The 20,232-nt window shown below is 40.8% G+C and carries 21 protein-coding genes; 13 read left to right on the top strand and 8 right to left on the bottom strand.

Annotated elements, in window-relative coordinates; translation table 11 throughout:
• Positions 1 to 11: 11 nt before the first annotated feature.
• From JIG37_RS05985 to JIG37_RS06010, 6 genes are all read right to left on the bottom strand, one after another.
• Positions 12 to 455, bottom strand: coding sequence for a PA2169 family four-helix-bundle protein (locus JIG37_RS05985; RefSeq protein WP_058584881.1), 444 nt, complete (start codon positions 453 to 455; stop codon positions 12 to 14).
• A gap of 187 nt (positions 456 to 642) precedes the next feature.
• Positions 643 to 1,581 (bottom strand): LysR family transcriptional regulator, encoded by a 939-nt coding sequence (locus tag JIG37_RS05990; RefSeq protein WP_054554698.1) that lies wholly within the window; start codon positions 1,579 to 1,581, stop codon positions 643 to 645.
• A gap of 16 nt (positions 1,582 to 1,597) precedes the next feature.
• Positions 1,598 to 3,322, bottom strand: a complete 1,725-nt coding sequence (gene aceK / locus JIG37_RS05995) for a bifunctional isocitrate dehydrogenase kinase/phosphatase (protein WP_199528949.1) — start codon at positions 3,320 to 3,322, stop codon at positions 1,598 to 1,600.
• Positions 3,323 to 3,413: 91 nt separating this feature from the next.
• Complete coding sequence (locus JIG37_RS06000; protein ID WP_199528950.1) at positions 3,414 to 3,893, bottom strand: DUF4124 domain-containing protein; 480 nt, start codon at positions 3,891 to 3,893, stop codon at positions 3,414 to 3,416.
• A 75-nt stretch (positions 3,894 to 3,968) separates the two neighbouring features.
• Positions 3,969 to 5,462, bottom strand: a complete 1,494-nt coding sequence (locus tag JIG37_RS06005) for a DUF3413 domain-containing protein (protein ID WP_054561351.1) — start codon at positions 5,460 to 5,462, stop codon at positions 3,969 to 3,971.
• A 5-nt stretch (positions 5,463 to 5,467) separates the two neighbouring features.
• The gene (locus tag JIG37_RS06010; RefSeq protein ID WP_036967930.1) at positions 5,468 to 5,680 is read right to left on the bottom strand and encodes a DUF1414 domain-containing protein; all 213 of its coding nucleotides are present in this window, start codon (positions 5,678 to 5,680) and stop codon (positions 5,468 to 5,470) included.
• Between the two features lie 63 nt (positions 5,681 to 5,743).
• Between JIG37_RS06010 and yejK the strand changes: the two genes are divergently transcribed.
• From yejK to JIG37_RS06040, 6 genes are all read left to right on the top strand, one after another.
• On the top strand, positions 5,744 to 6,760 hold the full coding sequence (gene yejK, locus JIG37_RS06015) for a nucleoid-associated protein YejK (RefSeq protein WP_187490658.1): 1,017 nt from the start codon (positions 5,744 to 5,746) through the stop codon (positions 6,758 to 6,760).
• Positions 6,761 to 6,963: 203 nt separating this feature from the next.
• A complete protein-coding gene (locus tag JIG37_RS06020; RefSeq protein ID WP_199528951.1) occupies positions 6,964 to 7,419 on the top strand; it encodes a DUF3291 domain-containing protein in 456 nt (151 codons plus the stop codon).
• Positions 7,420 to 7,450: 31 nt separating this feature from the next.
• The gene (locus JIG37_RS06025) at positions 7,451 to 7,978 is read left to right on the top strand and encodes a TerB family tellurite resistance protein (protein ID WP_199528952.1); all 528 of its coding nucleotides are present in this window, start codon (positions 7,451 to 7,453) and stop codon (positions 7,976 to 7,978) included.
• 135 nt (positions 7,979 to 8,113) lie between these two features.
• Positions 8,114 to 8,842: a hypothetical protein gene (locus JIG37_RS06030; RefSeq protein ID WP_199528953.1), complete on the top strand. Its 729-nt coding sequence runs from the start codon at positions 8,114 to 8,116 to the stop codon at positions 8,840 to 8,842.
• Positions 8,843 to 9,091: 249 nt separating this feature from the next.
• Positions 9,092 to 9,604, top strand: coding sequence for a GNAT family N-acetyltransferase (locus tag JIG37_RS06035; RefSeq protein ID WP_199528954.1), 513 nt, complete (start codon positions 9,092 to 9,094; stop codon positions 9,602 to 9,604).
• Positions 9,604 to 10,470 (top strand): PhzF family phenazine biosynthesis protein, encoded by an 867-nt coding sequence (locus JIG37_RS06040; protein ID WP_199528955.1) that lies wholly within the window; start codon positions 9,604 to 9,606, stop codon positions 10,468 to 10,470. The genes JIG37_RS06035 and JIG37_RS06040 overlap by 1 nt, the downstream gene beginning before the upstream one ends.
• 58 nt (positions 10,471 to 10,528) lie before the next feature.
• On the opposite strand, the gene rne is transcribed toward JIG37_RS06040, so the two are convergent.
• Positions 10,529 to 13,696, bottom strand: coding sequence for a ribonuclease E (gene rne, locus JIG37_RS06045; protein WP_199528956.1), 3,168 nt, complete (start codon positions 13,694 to 13,696; stop codon positions 10,529 to 10,531).
• A gap of 619 nt (positions 13,697 to 14,315) precedes the next feature.
• Here rne and rluC point away from each other — a divergent pair.
• On the top strand, positions 14,316 to 15,284 hold the full coding sequence (rluC, locus tag JIG37_RS06050) for a 23S rRNA pseudouridine(955/2504/2580) synthase RluC (RefSeq protein ID WP_054554708.1): 969 nt from the start codon (positions 14,316 to 14,318) through the stop codon (positions 15,282 to 15,284).
• On the top strand, positions 15,271 to 15,963 hold the full coding sequence (locus JIG37_RS06055; protein ID WP_199528957.1) for an HAD-IA family hydrolase: 693 nt from the start codon (positions 15,271 to 15,273) through the stop codon (positions 15,961 to 15,963). The genes rluC and JIG37_RS06055 overlap by 14 nt, the downstream gene beginning before the upstream one ends.
• Here the strand turns inward: JIG37_RS06055 and JIG37_RS06060 are convergent.
• Positions 15,911 to 16,507 (bottom strand): nucleoside triphosphate pyrophosphatase, encoded by a 597-nt coding sequence (locus JIG37_RS06060; protein WP_199528958.1) that lies wholly within the window; start codon positions 16,505 to 16,507, stop codon positions 15,911 to 15,913. The genes JIG37_RS06055 and JIG37_RS06060 overlap by 53 nt on opposite strands.
• Before the next feature lie 141 nt (positions 16,508 to 16,648).
• On the opposite strand from JIG37_RS06060, the gene yceD reads away from it, so the two are divergent.
• The 5 genes from yceD (at position 16,649) to fabG (ending at position 20,149) form a co-directional block, all read left to right on the top strand.
• A complete protein-coding gene (gene yceD, locus JIG37_RS06065; protein ID WP_054554711.1) occupies positions 16,649 to 17,173 on the top strand; it encodes a 23S rRNA accumulation protein YceD in 525 nt (174 codons plus the stop codon).
• Between the two features lie 10 nt (positions 17,174 to 17,183).
• Positions 17,184 to 17,354 (top strand): 50S ribosomal protein L32, encoded by a 171-nt coding sequence (gene rpmF, locus JIG37_RS06070; protein WP_036967969.1) that lies wholly within the window; start codon positions 17,184 to 17,186, stop codon positions 17,352 to 17,354.
• A gap of 11 nt (positions 17,355 to 17,365) precedes the next feature.
• Positions 17,366 to 18,394, top strand: a complete 1,029-nt coding sequence (gene plsX, locus JIG37_RS06075; RefSeq protein WP_054554712.1) for a phosphate acyltransferase PlsX — start codon at positions 17,366 to 17,368, stop codon at positions 18,392 to 18,394.
• Between the two features lie 70 nt (positions 18,395 to 18,464).
• On the top strand, positions 18,465 to 19,391 hold the full coding sequence (gene fabD / locus JIG37_RS06080; protein WP_138600107.1) for an ACP S-malonyltransferase: 927 nt from the start codon (positions 18,465 to 18,467) through the stop codon (positions 19,389 to 19,391).
• A gap of 11 nt (positions 19,392 to 19,402) precedes the next feature.
• The gene (fabG, locus tag JIG37_RS06085; RefSeq protein WP_054554714.1) at positions 19,403 to 20,149 is read left to right on the top strand and encodes a 3-oxoacyl-ACP reductase FabG; all 747 of its coding nucleotides are present in this window, start codon (positions 19,403 to 19,405) and stop codon (positions 20,147 to 20,149) included.
• The last annotated feature ends 83 nt before the right edge of the window (positions 20,150 to 20,232 follow it).

Here is a 20,232-nt window from a genome sequence, read left to right on the forward strand (position 1 = left end):
ACTCTCACAATTTAATGCTTTTTCATTTTACTCATTTCAGCATGACAACTTTGAATCGTCAGCAGGGTTTTTGATAACGCGGCTTCACAATCATGGGGTTGTGGCTTTTTAAGCGCATGTTTGATTTCGGCTAGCGTTTTATCTTCAACTTCTTCAAGCTCGCTAACGTAGGTAGCGTTTTTGTCGGCACCGAGTTTGGTGATTACTGATGTATAAGCTTTACGCGCTTCTACAGCAAAATCAGAACCATTTTCGCGCTCGCCATTTTCGTTAATAGCATAAGGTTGTAAGCGCTCAACACTTACTTTACGCGCATCTATCATGCGTTGAAATAAGGCAATTATGCTTGGGTCGGTTACTTTTTCCTGTGCTTTTTCATAAAAATCGATACCGCTATTCATAACTTGGATGATATCTGCAATATGATGAACGTCTTGTCCTTGATGAGTATTCATAATGACCTCTTTTTGAATATTAAAAACAATGCAATTAGATACTTGCAAAGCATATTCCAGTTCATTACTAAAATATAAAGTTATTGTATTTCAAGTGGTTATTGGTTTTTAAAAGAAGGGGGGACTGCTGATAAGCTAAGCTAACATCTTGCTTATCAGCAATAATTACAATCTGGTTGGTAAAATCTTACTTAAGCTCGTCGGCTACTTCTGCAACCTTTTGGCGTAACCAAATATGGCTTGCATCACGGTGTAATAGCGGGCTCCAAATCATATCGAGCTCAAATGGCGGAATAGGGAATGGCGGCTCAAGAATTTTAAGGCCCGGATCATCTAAATAAATATTTGCGGCTTTTGATGGTAATGTAGCAACCAAGTTTTGTTCTTTCGCTAAGTGAATGGCTACATGGTAGTTACGGGTAAAGGTGGCAATATTACGGTGTTTACCAAAGTGAGCGAGCGCCTCATCAACCCAACCTAGCTTTTGCACATCTTTAGGGTCCATACCCACACCTACACCAAAGCCTGTTTTACTTACCCAGATATGGCGGGCTTTTAAATAGCTGTCGAGGCTGAAGTCTTTGATAATCGGGTTATCTGCTTTTACTAAGCAGCAAAAGCTGTCTTTCCAAATTTGTTTGTAGTGAAACGATTGCGGTAAGTTTTCAAAGCGGTTGATAGCCATATCTACCTTACCGTTTTCAACGTCGTGGAAGGTTACATCACTTGGGGTCAAAATATCGAGTGTTGTATCGGGCGCTTCTTCGTGTAATTTACTTAATAAGCGAGGAGCAAGGGTACTTGCTGCATAGTCACTGGCCATGATACGAAAAACACGCTTACTTTGTGATGCTTCAAACTCGCGATTTGGGGCAAGTGTTTCTTCAAGGGTCATTAAAATGCCGCGGATCACCGGCTGTAGCTCTTTTGCGCGCTCTGTAGGTACCATACCTTCGCTGGTACGCACTAAAATAGGGTCGTTGAATAAATTACGGAGTCTTTTTAGGCCATTACTCATGGCAGGCTGCGTAATGCTTAGCTGGTTAGCAGCTTTAGTTACATTACACTCCCTTAGTAAAGTATCTAGGTAAACAAGTAAGTTTAAATCTATTTTACTTATATTCATTGTGTGTCCTTGGTGTTTACCAATAATGGATAAATCGTTGTGCAGCAGGGTATGGATAAATGTGGCTAACTACACCTTGCTTATAATTGTATTGTGCTTGTCGCCAATAGGCTGGATCTTCAAGCTCTGGGTGTGTACTCAATAAATATTGCTTATACACCGGGTTTGCTGTCACAAAGGTACATAATTGCTCTGGAAACACATCTTGTGGTGCCACAGAGTAACTTTGCTCATTGGTTAAGTAATCATCGTACGACTTTGCTTTTGGTAAGGCCCGAAAGTTCATGTCTGTTAGGTACTGAACTTCATCATAGTCGTAAAAAATAATGCGATTATGTTTACTCACCCCAAAGTTTTTCAACAGCATGTCGCCTGGGAAAATATTTACGGCGATCATTTCTTTTAATGCTTGGCCATATTCTTCTATCGCCTCAAACGCTTGTTGTTCACTGGCATTTTCAAGATACAGATTTAACGGTGTCATGCGTCTTTCTATATACAAATGCTTGATGATTAACCATTCGCCTTCAATAATCATCGAAGAACCAATGGTTTTACGTAGCTCTGCAAGTAATTTACTATCAAATCGGGCTAGTGGAAATACGACGTTCGAATACTCTATGGTATCGGCCATGCGGCCAACACGGTCATGGCTTTTTACTAATTGATAGCGTTTTAATACGGTATCGCGGCCAAAGGGTTTGCTTTCACCAAAGGTGTCTTTAATGACTTTAAACACATATCCAAACGACGGCAGGGTAAATACCATCATCACCATACCAGGTGTACCAGGGGCAATTACAAGCTGATCGTTTGAATGATCTAAATGACTTAAAAACTCTCGGTAAAACTCGGTCTTACCTTGTTTATGAAAGCCTATTGCATTGTAAAGCTCTGCCAGGGTCTTGTTTGGCATAAGTTGATTTAAAAAGCGTACTAACGCTGATGGTGCATGGGTTTCAACCATAAAATAAGCACGGGCAAAACCAAAGATAACCCGCATTTGCGATGATTTGGTGAGTAGGGCATCGAGGTATAACCCTTTGTCTTCATGGTGTAACACCGCAATAATAAATGGCTGTACGCCACTTTCTGATACCACGCGGCCAACAATATAAGCCGCTTTGTTTCGGTAAAACGGGGCTTGCAGTATATCAAAGCGCATTTGCCATGCTTGGTGATGTGTATCGGGCGCTTGTTTATAAAAGGCTTTTACCAGCAAGCGAATATCGCGTTCTAAATCAACAAAGGGCGCTTTAAAATCAAACTGATTAATAATTTTGCGTATCGTGGGTCTTAAGCCATCAACAACAGGGTGGTAACTGCGGTATTCAACTTCCATTGGAAGTGCGGGGGCATCTGCAAGCGTCGCTTTTACAAAGATGAAGTCATTATTAAAATAACGACGATGAAATAAACGACAAAAAACAGAGTTGTAAAAGGTTTCGGCAAGTTCTGCCTGAGGGTGAAAGCGCAAAAATTGCTGATAAAGCTGTTTGGTTTCGAGCCAGCAGGTTTGATCTAAGGTAATAATTTGCTGTTCGTTGAGCGACTTGAGCTTAGCAATGGTTTCGTTAACCCGATCATCGTAATGGCTAATTCTGAGTTTGCTAATCTCATTTATTTTTTGCCAATCACGATGTGCAAACGCAAGTGGTGCTTTGGCTGTAATTGCTTGAAAGAGTTTATAGTGATTGCGAAACCCAGATAAAATTAACTCTGCAATGTGTTGTGGCTGCATATAAACTCCTTACTAATACCAACATAGAGCAATAACTCTATTGGTGTTAAGAATATGTTATTTATTCTTCAAACCCAATAGTAAAGTGTATTTAATTATAGCGAGCGAGTTTTTTCTCAAGTTTTGCGAGTTTTTTATTAACGTTTTTTACGTCGCGCCCGTATTGCTTGTTAATTGCTTTTAGCTGTTTTTTAATGTCTTTATTAATTTGCTTCGCTTCTTTATCAGACAAAATTCGGTTTAAGCGCTGCTCTTGCTGGTACTGAGCTCGGTCTCGATCACGGCTTAAAATATCTAACCGGTGTTTATAGCTGCGAATTTCAGCTTCGAGGTTTCTGATAATTTGCTGGCGCTCAAGCTCGTTGAGCTCTTTAACAAAGTTTTGCGGTGCTTTTAAGTCTGGATCGGTTACTTGAATTTTATGCTTGGTTGCACGGCTACCACAGGGGAACTCACTGAATACCGTGCCTCTGTCTGTGACACATTTATAGTATTCTGTGGTGGCAGCAAGTGATGTGTTGGTAAAACAAAGTAGTGTAATTGATATTAGATAAATGATTATGGCTTTCATGACGTCCGTGTCTCCTAATCAATTAAGGTGTCTAATATCTAAAGCTAGCTCGAAATAATGATTTATCAATAAGCGCTAGGGCGTATATCGTTTCAGCTTTTTAATGCTTTGCACTAAGAATGGAATATCTAGGCCTTGTTCAATGGCAAAGCCTTGTGCTGCTGAAATGTTTTTAAAATTACCGTCTGAATCAATCAGGGTAATTCTGTCTTTTTTAAATGCGATGAACACATTTTGCGAGTAGTTAACACCCGTGTCGTCATGGCGTTTGTATAAGTTACTGCCCAACATGCTTTGTTTAGCTAGGGTTTTGCAACCTAAATAATGGCCTACGCTGGTGGCGATAATATCACTTGGTTGAATAAGGCCTTCGGTTTGTACAACTTTTTTATCTGAGCTGTATAAGCGAGAGGCTGTAACAATACCATTGCTCTGCTGTGCAAGACTAAAGGCAAACACGGCATTAGCAGATTCACGCGCTTGTGTTGTAGCGTCTGCGCGTACAAGGCGAACCGCTGGGTTTTGGTCGTCGTTATTAATAAACTCGAATTGCTCAAAACCATTAATTTGAATTGAGCGATTATCCGCAAGCCACACAGGCAGTTGCTGTTTGTCTAGAATAGGGGCTTTGTAAAATGCTGGCAGGCCATACACTAAACTAAATAACGTATCTTCTGTTTCTACAGGTTGTAAGAACAAGTCTGTTTTACGTAGTGCTGGCTCAGTGGCAACAAATTGCTCAAGGTCAGCATTATTTTCAAATACTAAAATATCGATAGTCGCACTCGACTCAGCTTTACACTCGGCAAGTGGAGTAGGTGCTAAGTAATCGATATTATGTGGGTCAAGCCTCACATCGTGCGCTTCTTTGTAGCTTTCTAAATCAAGCAAATCGTTTTTAGCTAATAAGCTTTTTGCTGTAGTAGGGTAAGACAACGGCAATACATTATCTTGTTTAGTGATATCAAATTTTAAATTGGCATCTGCCCAAATATGAATACTGTGGCTAAGTGCAAAACACACTAAAATTGTGCTGGTTGCATAGCGCGGGAACTTATATTGTTTTAAGCGTGCCAAATGGTGCCAGGTGTAGTTACTGACTAATAATTGGAACGCTAAAATTAGCAGCACAATACCGCCTGCAAGAATCGTTGTTAATGCCGGTGAGCTTGTTAAACGGTGCCACAACAAAGAAACGATTTCAGGTAGAGCAGACGTATTTAAGTGATAACCCAAGTTAAAATAAACATAGGCATCAAGTGTTAAGAATGACGCGCCGAGGGTTGCAATAATGGCTGCCATCCCTCGGATATGCCGAGGGTATGGAAACACTAAGCTTAATGGAAATATCGTTAAAACAAAGGCAATAAAAGTAATAAAGCTGGTGTGGCTTAACCAGGTCACGAGCATGTATAAATAGCCCATGAAGGTTGTCGGTGCACTGTCTGCAACCAAGTAGCTTAAGCTAATAAATAGCACTAACCCTATGTTTGCAAAGGTGAACCAATGGCCCCAACTTAAAAGCTGACTTACTTTTGAAGAAAACTGACTTTGTTGCGATAAATTCATAAATCTTATTTAACCGACTGTGCTAATGCTTTTGCAAAGTTGTCGGCAACAGCTTGTCTTTTCTCTGATGGTACATGCTCTTTTAAAATATGCGTGATAGAATTTCCTAAACACATAAGGCTTAAATCAACAGGCGCTTTGTGCTCTGTTAGTACATCAATCAGCTGATCAACGATTTGTTCTACTTGCTCATTAGAATATTTTGATATGATAGGCATCAGTTGGTTCGATAAAAAGAGTTATATTCCCGTATTTTAACACCAGAGGCGTGAAAAACAAAGATGACAATAGATGTTAAAAAATTAGTCGTTCATTATGTAGACAAAAAAGATGACGATACAGATATTCATTTACGCAATGATGAGATGGTTGTTAACGATAAAGTAGCCGTTTTTATAGAGCAGCTACACCATGCATATAATGGTAAGCCAGGTAAAGGCTACTGTGCATTCAGCGGCGAGAAAAACAGCATTGTTGCTTCGGCAATGCAAAGTTACCGTAACGACGAACTTGGCTTTTGGCACATGACAGAGCAAGCAACGAATGTGCTAAAAGAAGAGTTAAATAAGTATGCCTTTAACGAAACGGGTTATTTAGTTTTTTGCCATTATCAATATGTTGCAAGTGACTTCTTGTTAATTGCGATGATCAATATTAAAGAGCATTACTCAATTACTTCTGAGCTTGATTTAGCGTCATCTCGTCACTTAGATATTTCGCGTATGCAACTAGCTGCACGTGTCGATTTAACTGCGTGGGATACGCAACCAGAAGATAATCGCTATGTGTCGTTTATTAAAGGTCGTGCAGGTCGTAAAGTAGCTGATTTCTTTTTAGACTTTTTAGGCTGCGAAGAGGGCATTGATCCTAAACAGCAAAGCCAAGTTATGCTTAGTGCTGTAGAAGATTATTTATCTGAGCAACAATACGACAAGTCAGAAAAAGATGAGCTACGTAAGCAAGTTTTTGATTACTGTAATGATTGCGTAACCACAGGTGAAGATGCCAGCGTTAAAGAGCTTTCTGCAACCTTATCGAAAAATGACGACAGTCCATTTGAAAGCTTCTGCCAAGAGCAAAGTTATGACTTAGAAGAGTCGTTCCCTGTTGATAAGAAAACAGTCACTAGCATGGTGAAGTTCTCTGGCATGGGCGGCGGTGTTAGCGTGAGCTTTGAACGTAAGCACTTAGGTGAGCGCGTCATGTATAACGAAGCAACCGATACACTGGTAATTAAAGGTATTCCACCTAATCTTAAAGACCAGCTTCAGCGCTTTATGGAGCAAGACGAAGGTTAATTTGGCTCAAGCTTAAAGCTCTAAGTTTTAAGCGATAAGATTATAAATACTCGTTTTATAGCCCAGCACTTGCTGGGCTTTTTTATTTATAAGCAATTGTGCAAGGTGAATTTAACTAATATCAATGACGTTGCTATTGCTATATCGCTTAGTTTTAATACACTCAAGGTACACACTTCCCCGATGGCTAAGGAGAGTCATTAATGAAACTTGCCCAACTAAATATTGCTCTTGCTAAATACCCATTGGATGCCCCAGAAATAAAAGATTTTGTAGATAATCTTGATTTAATAAATGGGGTGGCTGAAAACAGTGTTGGTTTTGTATGGCGATTAAAAGACAAATCAGGCGATGCCACCAATATTAAATTGTTTGATGATCCAAATATGATAATCAATATGTCTGTGTGGGAAAGCGTTGAAGATCTAAAAAATTTTATGTTTCGCACTCACCACAGAGATTTCATGCGCAGAAAAGGTGAATGGTTTCACCGCTTAGCAGAAGATAGCTATGTTTTATGGTGGGTTGAAGATAAGCATATTCCAACACCTCAAGAGGCATTAGAAAGGTTGCAATATCTGCGAGATAACGGCGACACACCCTATGCTTTTACATTTAAAAGTAATTTTACGGCTGAAGAATTTAAAAAATATAAATAACAATAGACTGCAATAAAAATAAGGAAAAATTATGCATGTTGTATTAGGTGTTTTAGGTATTGTAGTGACCATTTTGGTGTTACTGAATCGACTTCAAGAAGGGGGGATAGATATTGGTTGGTTGAATCCTTTTAGCTGGTACCGACGTCGTAAATTCAGGAAACACCATGATTTAAATCCTGCATTTAAGTTAGATTCACCCATGGATGTAGCTGCGTTATATATGGTCGCAGTAGCCAAAATAGACGGTGAAATGAGTAAAGAACAAAAAGAAAAAATCTTATCACTTTTTAACAGCGAATTTCATTTAACTATGAAAGAAGCAACTGATTTATTACGCTCAAGTACGCATTTATTAGGGCATACTAGCGACGTTTACGATAAACCTCACAAAGTAATTGAGCGATGCTTAGATAAAGTAACAAAAGAGCAAGCAGCTTCAATTTGTTATCTCGTCGATGAGGTAGCGATTGTTGAAGGTGAACCGACTGCTCAGCAAAGAAAGCTTGTGGCAGAGATAAAAAATGCATGCCCTCCGGAGGCCTCAGACAAGTGGTAACTCATCCACAAAACCAAACAGCTGAAAATTAAAATGACAATTATAACCCCTTAACTGATTTTGAAACGTTTTAGTGAATATCGTGAAGGTGTAACTACTTATCAAATCTTTAAAGGTGTTTATAAGGGAGTTTTTATGAAAAAACAGTTATCGGTGGCTTTTTTGGTTTTATCGTCTTTTGCTAACTCAACAACTTGGGGAGAGTTAGAAGTAGATGACCCAATAGTTAAGGATGCAAAATGCAAGGTTGCAGAGCCTGCAAGCTATGGTGGTTATATTTACAGTTGGCCATCAAAATATGATCAGGTGTTTTGGCCGCATACGGATAGAAATGGCATTTGGTTTTGCGAGACATCGGGTTTTATAGCTTTAATTGGTGATTTTGACGAACTTAAACCTGCAGAAATTGAGAGAATAACGGAATTTCTTGCGTCTCAACACATTTCGAAGCCAACTCTTGAGCAAAAGTTAGCTTTGCTCGAGCAAACTTACGCACTTCGCGAAAAAGATGAATTTTTTAAAAATAAGTTGCTAAGGATCCTTGCTCGTTGGCAGCAGTCTTTAGGGAACCTTGATAAGGCAAATAATTATCGAGCTAGAGCATTTAAAGATATTCAACATGCCCTTAATGGAGATTTAAATGGATATAAACGACTTGAATATCTTTATTTGGCGACGAACTACTCAAAGCAGTTTGCAGAGCAAAATAAAAATGTAGGTTACTTAGACGATTTGGAAACAGCATTGAAATCGGTGACTGATCCTGAGTTAAAACGCTATGCTGAGTACTTGTCGGAATTGATAAAGGACAGCCTTTATATCAACGAAGGCGGGAAGCTCGACCCTGACTTACCGAAACAGTAAAAATTAGAAGAAACATCAAGGATGAGGTAACAGATGAGGGACACGACTGTTATTAAACGTAACAAAGCTAATACTGGGCTATTTTTTTATCGGTGCTGCTATTGGATTTTCAATTTTCATTGCATATCGGCAACTGCTTATAGGTCTTTTATTTGCTGTAATAAGCGTTAGTGTTGCAATCTTAGTTGTTTCAAATAAATGGTCTATGTAATAAGTTATTTTACTATTGCTTTTACTAGGTGATGAAAAATGAGTTTATCTTTCACTACGAAAAGGTTAAATGTGATTGAAATAAACGCAAGCTCGTCAATGGTTGAGCATCATCAATTAACGATTGCCTTACCAGCGATATTAACACCTGCTGTAGTTGAGAATTTACCGAGTTATTTTCAGGGGATAGATTCTATAGCTGCTGCCGAAAAGTGGTTGGCTAACATGCTTAACGAGTGCCGTTTACTAATGGTGCAATCTCAACATCAAGATGTTGTTGGGCTTTTATTTATCTATACCGAAAACCAAGATGCTCATATAGGTTATTTGTTAGCTGAGCAATATTGGGGGCGGGGTCTTGCATTTGAGTTATTGCAGGGTTTTATCAATCTGGCTAGCACTCAGTCACACTGGCATAAGCTCATCGCAGGTGTTGACGAGTCAAATACACCATCAATTAAGCTTTTAAAAAAGTTGGCTTTTGAAGAGCAAGCATCTAAGGAAAATGGCATGTTGTTTTTTGAATTTAATTTAAACCAAGGCACACAATAATGACAATAACCGCATTTTTAGTTAACTCCTTTAGTGCAAATAATACAGGCGGGAACCCAGCAGGTGTCGTTTTGAATGCAGATAAACTCACAAACGCAGAAAAACTGACGATTGCAAAAGAAATTGGCTTTTCAGAAACCGCATTTGTGGCGCAAGATCATGAAGTTGACTTTGCTGTGTCATTTTTTACGACAACTGAAGAAGTTGATTTTTGTGGCCACGCAACCCTAGCTGTGTTTGCTACGCTCTTCGAACAAGGGTTATTAAAACCTGGCTATTACACTCAACGAACAAAAGCGGGCTTGTTAGGTGTAACAATTGCCGAAGATGGGCAAATTACCATGGAGCAAGCCTTGCCAAAATACCTAGGCAACTTTGCTTATGACGACCTTGCAGGCTTATTAGGGCTTGATGAAACGACTCTTGCAGAAACTGGCTTGCCGATCGATGTAATAACTACAGGATTGCCGGATATTATAGTCGCTGTGCCGAATGGCTACTTAGATAAAATTGTTATTGATGAGGCAGCGCTTAGCGAGATCTGCCAACAGCATAATGTGATTGGTGTGCATGCCTTTGAATTATGTGAAGAGCAAAGTGAGCTGACCGCAAGTTGTCGTAACTTTGCGCCTTTGGTTGGTATACCCGAAGAGTCAGCAACCGGTAGCGCCAGTGGCGCGCTTGCATGCTACTTATCAAAACACGTATTAGTACAGCAAGAAAACCATTTCAAGTTTGAACAAGGCCGAGCAATGGGATGCAGTTCACATATTTCTGCCAGTGTTTATTCGGATGAGCAGGGTGTTTATAAGGTTCTTGTAGGTGGCTATGCCAATCACCTAGGTACACAAGATATTGCTTTATAAGAAAAATACACACAAAAAAGCCGCGTTATAAACGCGGCTTTTTTATTAAGTGACTAAATTAATCAGCCGCTAAGGTTTTTGCCATATCAGCACGGGCTCTGCCAGCAGGTTTAATTGAACCTGCACGAAGGCCGCTATCTGGAATAGCTGTACGCTTGTCATGCGCCATAGCCGCTGGTGTTGGCTCTGGCTCACTATCTGCAACTGGCGTAGGTTTTGCCATTGCAGCGCTTGCTGAACCTTTTACTAAAATAGTTTTTTCATTTTTAGCAGGTTCTACAGCTTTCACTGACTTTTCAGCTTGTGCTGGCTCTTCAGCTTTCACTGGTTCCTCAGCTTTCACTGGTTCTTCAGTTTTAACTGACTCTTCAGCTTGCACTGGCTCTTCAGCTTTCACTGGTTCTTCAGTTTTAACTGGCTCTTCAGCTTTAACTGGTTCTTCAGCTTTAACTGGTTCTTCAGTTTTCACTGGTTCTTCAGCTTTCACTGGTTCTTCAGCTTTAACTGGTTCTTCAGCTTTAACTGGTTCTTCAGTTTTCACTGGTTCTTCAGCTTTAACTGGTTCTTCAGTTTTAACTGGTTCTTCAGTTTTAACTGGTTCTTCAGCTTTCACTGGTTCCTCAGCTTTCACTGGTTCTTCAGTTTTAACTGGTTCTTCAGTTTTAACTGGCTCTTCAGTTTTAACAGGCTCTTCAGTTTTAACAGGCTCTTCAGTTTCAGCCTGAGCCTGTTTTGCCTTTAGCTCAGCTTCATATTCAGCAGCAGCTTGATCTGCTACAGGAATAAATGCTGGCGCATCAGCTTTGTCATCACTCGACTTTTCATCATGCTCAGGGCGACGGCGACGTTGACCAGCAGCACGTAAGTGGCGAGGTGAACGACGAGATCGTGTACGAGGTTGAGCTTGTTCTTCATCAGTTGATGTTTCAACTACCGATTCAGTTTGCTCTGCTTGTTTAGGTTCAGCGTCAGCTTTTACTGGTTCTGCAGGTACTTGCTTTTCAGCAACAGGCTGTTCTGCTTGTTCAGTTTCAACTGCTACTTTTTCTTTTGCAGGCTTAGTTGGTTTTTCAACTTTAGGTGCTTGCTCAGTTGTTTCAGTAGTTTGTACTGCTTTTGCTTCATCTGCGCTTTCATCTGTTACGCGAACTTTTTTGCGTAAGTTGCGACGTTGACGACGAACCTTAGGTTTAGTTTCCTTTGGTTGCTCAGATTTCGCCTCTGGTGCAGTGTCTTTATTCGTTTGTTCTACATCATCATTACGTTTTTCATTACGTTTTCTGTTGTTAGAATTACGACGACGTTTGTTGCGATTCTCGTTACCTTCTTTTTGCTCAGGCTTATTTGAAGTATTTGTGTTTTCTTCTTTAGCTTGTGCATCGTCAGGGCGTTTATTACGAGAGTTGCGACGGCGTTGGTTGTTGCTACGACGACGGTTGTCGTTGTTGCGACGATTATTGCTACGTCTTTGTGCTGCTTTTTTCTCTTCTTGCTCTTTTTCAGCTTCTTCTTCGGCATTGCTGAATAACGACTTGAAGAACTTACCAATTGCAGCAAATAATCCACCTTCTGACTTTTTAGCCGCAGGCGTTGTTTGCTCAGCTTTTGGTGCAGCTTGAGGTGCAGGTGTAGTAGGCATAACAACACCTTTAAGAACCGGCTCTTCACGAACTGGTGCTGAAGGCGCTTTAGCCATTTCAAATGCTTCTGGCTCAGGAGCAACAACTTGCTCGTAGCTTACTGTTTCGATTGTTTCGTCTTTACGTAAGCGAACTACTTCGTAATGTGGCGTTTCCATGTGTTGATTAGGAATGATCACAACATCAACGTTATGGCGTTTTTCGATGCGTTGCACGCTACGACGTTTTTCGTTTAATAGGTAAGCGGCAACAGCCACAGGCACTTGTGCATTTACTTGTGATGTGTTGTCTTTAATTGCTTCTTCTTCGATTAAACGAAGGATAGACAGTGCAATTGATTCGTTAGAACGAATCGTACCTTGACCATTACAACGAGGACATGGACCTTGGCTTGCTTCACCTAATGAAGGGCGTAAGCGCTGACGCGACATTTCAAGCAGACCAAAGCGTGAGATCTTACCAATCTGAACACGGGCACGGTCAGGACGAGCAGCGTCTTTTAAACGATTCTCTACTTCGCGTTGGTGGCGTGGTGGTGTCATATCGATGAAGTCGATAACAATAAGACCACCTAAGTCACGTAAACGTAATTGACGGGCAATCTCGTCTGCTGCTTCTAAGTTAGTATTAAGTGCTGTTTCTTCGATATCACCGCCTTTAGTGGCTTTAGATGAGTTGATATCGATAGACGTAAGTGCTTCAGTTGGGTCAATTACAATTGAACCACCTGATGGTAAGCGAACTTCACGTTGGAAAGCAGATTCAATTTGGCTTTCAATTTGGTAGTGAGTGAATAGTGGTACATCGCCCTGATAAAGCTTAACGCGGCTCATGAAATCTGGACGGAAACGCTCAATATGCGCTTTCGCTTCTTCAAATACACGTGCTTTATCAATTAAAATTTCACCAATGTCACGACGTAAATAGTCACGGATTGCGCGGAAAATTACGTTACTTTCTTGGTGAATTAAGAACGGAGCAGGGCCGCTATCAGCAGCTTGCTGAATCGCTTGCCAATGCACTAATAGTGCTTTTAAGTCGTACTCTAGTTCTTCAAATGATTTACCAACACCTGCTGTACGAACAATTAAGCCCATGCCTTTAGGTAGTTCTAAACGGCTTAGTGCTTCTTTAAGTTCAGTACGCTCATCACCTTCGATACGGCGAGAAATACCACCGGCACGAGGGTTGTTAGGCATAAGTACTAAATAGCTACCTGCAACGCTGATAAAAGTCGTTAACGCAGCGCCTTTTTGGCCACGCTCTTCTTTATCAACTTGCACAATGACTTCTTGGCCTTCTTTGATCACGTCACGGATATTTGGACGACCTTGGAATGTATAGCCTTGTGGGAAGTAGGTGCGAGCTATTTCTTTAAGAGGAAGGAAACCGTGTCTTTCAGCGCCATAATCAACAAAGGCAGCTTCTAATGACGGTTCGATACGGGTAATTTTACCCTTGTAAATATTTGCTTTTTTTTGTTCGTGACCTGGGCTCTCTATGTCTAAATCATACAGGCGCTGGCCATCAACCAGTGCAACGCGCATTTCTTCTTGCTGCGTCGCATTGATTAGCATACGTTTCATATTGTTACTCTACTAATTCTGTCGCTGACATGACGGTATAAACTCGTCTGTTCAGTGGTTTCTGACGGTTGTTTTTGTGCAGTCTCACGACTGGGTAAAGTCAAAACCTGAAGTTGTTTGCTTACATTGAGCATCACTAAGTGTGGCTGACAATAACATGTTGTCACGTTATTAAATTCTTATAGGTGTCAAAACTGCCGCCAATTCTGCGGTTTTAATTTACGAGTTTTGTCCCGAAGTCGACCATGTTCAAATTTTTATTCAATGTCTTGCTACAACAGCTGCTTCTGAATGACGTTGCTACGTCGTCACTATCAGTCAATTTATCTTGTTCAATTGCTTTTTATGTTCATTAATCAACATTCGTGCTCAAATTATTCAGGCAATATATTACGCGCATCGCCGATAATTGAACGCTCGTGTTGGCTGGGTAATTATAAAAGCTTTGGAAAACTTAGCGCGGATCTGTATGATCGGCAACCCAGAATATGCTTCACGAATGTATTAATGTGATAAAAGCACCGTTGTTACTTGCAAACTTTATGTTCGCGACGGTGATTATCCCACTATTACAGTCGCGTTAGCAACTAAATTATTTACTTAAATCAGTGATTAGGCAATGTCAGAAAAAACCGGCTTACAAGTTTCGTTTGTCACCATAGGTGAAGACCATCTAGGTCAACGTATTGATAACTTTCTTATTACTCACCTAAAAGGTGTGCCTAAAAGTGCAGTTTATAAAATCCTTCGTAAAGGCGAAGTGCGAGTAAATAAAAAACGCATAAAACCTGTCTACAAACTACAACTAAACGATGTGATTCGTATTCCACCTATCAAAGTGGCCGAAAAAGAAGAGTTTGTGCCAAAAAAACTCGATAAAGTAAAACAACTTGAAGACGCCATTTTGTTTGAAGACAAGTATTTAATGGTGATCAACAAGCCTTCGGGTATGGCTGTGCATGGTGGCAGTGGCCTAAGTTATGGCTTAATCGAAGCACTTCGCGTACTTCGTCCTGAAGAGCGTAGTTTAGAGCTTGTACACAGACTAGACCGTGACACATCAGGTTGCTTGCTTATTTCTAAACGTCGTTCAGTGTTAACTGATTTACATAAACAGTTACGTGAAAAAACCATGGAGAAAAACTATTGGGCATTAGTTGATGGTCAATGGGATTCTAAAACGAAAAACGTTACCGAAGGACTTCGTAAAAACACCTTAAAGTCTGGTGAGCGTGTGGTGCGTGTTGATAATACTGAAGGTAAACCATCGCACACGCGTTTTCGTGTGCTTGAGCGATATGCTGAGTGCTCATTAGTACAAGCGTCGCCGGTAACGGGGCGTACTCACCAAATTCGTGTGCATACGCAATGTAAAGGTCATCCAATTGCTTGTGATGATAAATATGGCGTTGCAGAGTTCGATCAATACGTGAATAAACTGACTGGTTTAAATCGTTTGTTTTTACATGCCCACGATTTACGTTTTATGCACCCTAAAAATGAAACAACCATGCATGTTGAAGCGCCACTCGATAATGCACTTCAAAATTGTATCAAAAAGCTACGTGCAGATAATGAACAAGTTTAAGCTGGTTATTTTTGATTGGGATGGCACAGTGATGGACTCTGTGCCAAAAATTGTCACCTGCTTGCGAAATACTGCGCGAGACTTAGGTATTCCTGTTCCAACAGAGCAACAAGCGAAAGACGTTATTGGTTTATCGCTGGCAAAAGCCACTGAAGTGCTTTTTCCGGCGCATTTACATTTAAGCGACGAACTCGTTGCAGGTTACAAAGCACAGTACCGTGAGTTAGATGTTACACCTACACCTTTATTTAAAGATGTAGAATCCGTTTTAAAGCAGTTAAGCGATGCAGGTATGCAATTGGCTGTTGCTACCGGTAAAGGACGTGAAGGCATTGATAGGCTTCTTAATGAGTCAGACCTTGGTAAGTACTTTGTGAATATAAAATGCTCTGACGATGCTGAGTCGAAGCCATCTCCAGATATGCTTGAGCAAATTTTACGTGAGCAGGGCATCGCAAAAAGCGATGCTGTGATGATTGGCGATAGCCAACTCGATATGGCAATGGCTAATGCCGCAGGCATTGCTTGTATTGGAGTGAGTTTTGGTGCCCATAGCCCGGCGCAGTTGCAACAACATACGCCGTTATGTGTTGTTGATTCATACCAACAACTTTTGCAGGTTTTAACTACGCCCCTTGCAGAGTTAACACGTCAACACCAAACTCAGCCAGCACTTTAGTTAGTGTGATCAGTGGCAGGCCTATCAATGTATTAGGGTCATCGCCACTGAGCTTTTCAAATAAACAGATGCCTAATCCTTCACTTTTAAAGCTACCTGCACAGTTGTATGGCTGCTCTGTATCGCAATAAGCATTGATCTGCTCATGTGTGAGTGTTTTAAATGTCACATCAAATGGCACCACGGTGGTAATTGCTTTATCGCTTTGTATATCAAAAACACTTAAACCCGTTAAAAAGGTCACTGTATGGCCACTAAATGATGATAGCTGCTTAATGGCATTCTCTTTAGTATGAGGTTTACCTAAAATTGTATCGTTGAATACCGCAACTTGATCAGAGCCGATCACCAATCCTTCGCTAAAATGTTGTTTGGCAACTCGGGCTTTTTGCTCGCTTAAACGAGCAACTAATTGCTCTGGTGTTTCAGCTGCGATAGGGGACTCATCAATATCTGGAGAAAAACTTTGAAAAGGTAAGTTAAACTTAGTTAATAATTGCTGTCTAAATGGTGAGCTTGACGCTAATATAAGTGTTGGTTTCATAATAAATTCTGGATGAAAATTGTATTTTGCCAAGGATAAGCCACAATGAATCCGAAAACAAAGCAGAAGATCGTTAAAAACCTACCAAAATTGGTTTTTTACTTTGACTAACTTACTAACTATCTATATGATGCAGCCCCTATGCAAAAGGTGAAAATTCCCATCACTCTTCATCCCAGCAAAGCAGCTCAACATCGTTTAACGTATGACGGTATTGTCCCGCTTGAAAAACTTTCTCGTTTAGAGCAAGTTGTGCAGGAGGAAGCAGGTGAAATAGCGGTAAAGATTCATTGCAAAATTGACGAGCAAGGTTTAGTGGTAATAAGTGGTAACTTATCAACACATGTAACTGTAACTTGCCAACGCTGTAATGGAGAATTAGGGTTGGATTTGGAACAAGACTTTGTGTATTCGCCAATTGGTTTGGATGCAGAGTCAGATCATCTACCTGAAGGTTACGATGAAGTAGAGCTTGACGAAAACGGTGAAATCAACGTATTTGAGTTAATCGAAGACGAACTGATTTTAGCTATTCCAATAGTGCCTACACACAACGAAGCTTCATGCAGTTATTCATCAGAGCCTACTAGCTTTGGTAAATTAGCAGCAAAAGATGACAAACCAAATCCATTTGATATTTTGAAACAACTTAAGAAAGATTCTTAGGAGAAGACTAATGGCTGTACAAAAAAGCAAAAAGTCTCGTGCAAGACGCGGCATGCGCCGTTCACACGATGCGATCAGTGGTCCAACTTTAACTGTAGATCAAGTTTCTGGTGAGACTCACCGTCGTCACCACGTAACTGCTGACGGTTACTACAAAGGCGTTAAAGTAATTTCTAACTAAGAGATTGCTATATGCTGACCAATCTAACCATAGCGTTAGATATGATGGGGGGCGATTACGGCCCCCGTTCATCTATCCCCGCTGCCGTGCAAGCGGTAAATGCTAATACCAACTTAAGACTCATCTTATGTGGTAATCAGCAAGTTATTCTAAAAGAACTCGAAGCACTCGATTCTGTTTCACACCCTCGTTTAATTATTCGCCATTGTAGCGAAGTCGTGACAAATGCGTGTGAACCTGCTTCAGCGGTCCGTTCTAAAAAAGATTCATCAATGCGAGTTGCCCTCGATTTAGTTAAATCGGGTGAAGCGCAAGCGTGTGTAAGCTCTGGTAATACAGGCGCGTTATTTTTTATGGCGCATTATGTATTAAAGATGCTTCCAGGCGTAAAACGTCCTGCATTAATCTCTGCTGTTCCAACCGAACGTAAAAACCCTGTTTATTTACTTGATTTAGGCGCTAATGTGCATTGTGACGCACAAACCCTTTATCAATTTGGCATTATGGGTTCTGTGGTAGCAGGGCAGGCACTTGGGTGTGATAACCCAAGAGTTAGTTTATTGAATATTGGCTCTGAAGACATCAAAGGGCATGAAGGAATAAAACAAGCTGCACAGTTAATGCAGCAGTGTGAATATCTCAACTACACAGGTTACAGTGAAGGTAGTGATATTTTCAGCGGAAAAGCCGATGTTATTGTGTGCGAAGGATTTGTAGGTAATGTGGCATTAAAAACCTGTGAAGGTATTGCCAAACTGATCATGCATAAACTCACCAAAGCCTTACACAAACATTTCTTATACAAAAGTTTAGCGTTTTTATTGCGTCCAGTGATAAAAAAACTCTACAAGCGGGTGAACCCCGACCAGTATAACGGCGCAAGTCTGGTAGGATTGCGCGGTATTGTTGTTAAAAGCCATGGCAATGCCTCACCAAAGGCGTTTCATGCTGCTATTGATGAAGCCGCGCGGGAAGTCGAACGCCAACTCCCTGAAAAAATCGCTGCGATTTTTGAGCAAACACATCCAACAACAAAGTAGTGCAGCATATCTAAAACTTGTTATGCTGCCTGCTACAGAATATTTTTTTGTTTAATTATAAGAGCAAAGTATGGCACATAAAATTGCACTCGTATTTCCAGGTCAAGGCTCACAAACTGTGGGCATGTTATCTGAACTATTAGCTGATTCTCAAATTGCTAAAGCAACATTCGCTGAAGCATCTGAAGCTCTTGGCTATGATCTAGCTGCACTTGTACTAAATGGTCCAGAAGAAGAATTAAATCAAACCCATCGTACACAACCAGCACTTCTTACAGCTAGTGTTGCTATTTACCGTCAATGGTTAGACGCAAACCCTGATGCCGATGTTGTTATGGCTGGTCACAGTTTAGGCGAGTATTCAGCATTAGTTTGTGCTGGCGTTGTAAGCTTAAGCGAAGCAGTTAAACTAGTAGAAAATCGTGGTTTATATATGCAAGAAGCAGTACCTGCGGGTGTTGGTTCTATGGCTGCAATCATCGGCTTAGGTGACGACGAAATCAAAGCAGCGTGTGAAGCATCAGCAAATGGTGAAGTGGTTTCACCAGTGAACTACAACTCACCAGGTCAGGTTGTTATTGCCGGCCATAAAGCGGCAGTTGAGCGTGCATCAGAAGCATGTAAAGAAGCAGGTGCTAAACGTGCTTTACCACTTGCAGTAAGCGTACCTTCTCACTGTGAACTAATGAAACCAGCTGCTGAGAAATTAGCTGCTGATTTAGCCACTTTAACATTTAATACACCTAAGTGTGATGTAATCAACAACGTTGATGTAAAAGCTGAGCAATCAAGTGAAGCAATTAAAGATGCATTAGTACGTCAACTTTACAGCCCAGTACGCTGGACTGAAACTGTACAAGCATTAGTTGCGCAAGGTATCACACAAAGCTATGAGTTTGGCCCAGGTAAAGTATTAACGGGCCTTGCTAAACGAATTGATAAAGCAATGGTATGTGGTGCGGTTAATACGCAAGCTGCTATTGATGAAGCGAAATAAGTAGGAATAGAATGACAAATTTATTTTCTCTTGAGGGCAAGGTTGTCCTAATCACTGGTGCAAGCCGTGGTATTGGTAAAGCGATTGCAAATACGCTAGTTGCACAAGGTGCAAAAGTAGCGGGTACTGCAACAAGCGAATCAGGTGCTGCTAAAATCAGTGAATATCTAGGTGACAACGGTAAAGGTTATGCCCTTAACGTTACAGATCCTGAATCGATTGAGGCGACACTTGCTGCGATCAAGGCTGATTTAGGCGATATCGACGTATTAGTTAACAATGCAGGTATTACTCGCGATAACTTATTAATGCGTATGAAAGACGGTGAGTGGGATGACATCATCGACACGAACCTAAGCTCAATTTTCCGTTTATCAAAGGCTGTTTTACGCCCTATGATGAAAAAGAAAAATGGTCGTATCATTAATATCGGTTCTGTAGTGGGCACTATGGGTAATGCGGGTCAAGCTAACTATGCTGCAGCGAAAGCGGGTGTAATTGGTTTTACTAAGTCATTAGCACGCGAAGTGGCATCACGTGGCATCACAGTGAACGTTGTTGCACCGGGTTTTATCCAAACAGATATGACAGACGAGCTGACTGAAGACCAAAAAGCAGCTACGCTTGCAAATGTACCTGCAGGGCGTTTAGGTCAACCTGAAGAAATCGCTGCTGCGGTATGCTATTTAGCATCTGACGCTGCTGCGTATGTATCAGGCGAAACATTGCACGTAAATGGCGCGATGTACATGGTTTAATGAAAGTTAGCAAAAATTTGCTAGCGAAAGATTATCGAAAATTGTTGAAATTTTTGTGATCTTGCTTTAAACATACTTGAATT

The sequence above is a fragment of the Pseudoalteromonas sp. bablab_jr010 genome, from assembly GCF_016464105.1.
GTDB classification, from domain to species: Bacteria; Pseudomonadota; Gammaproteobacteria; order Enterobacterales; family Alteromonadaceae; genus Pseudoalteromonas; species Pseudoalteromonas simplex.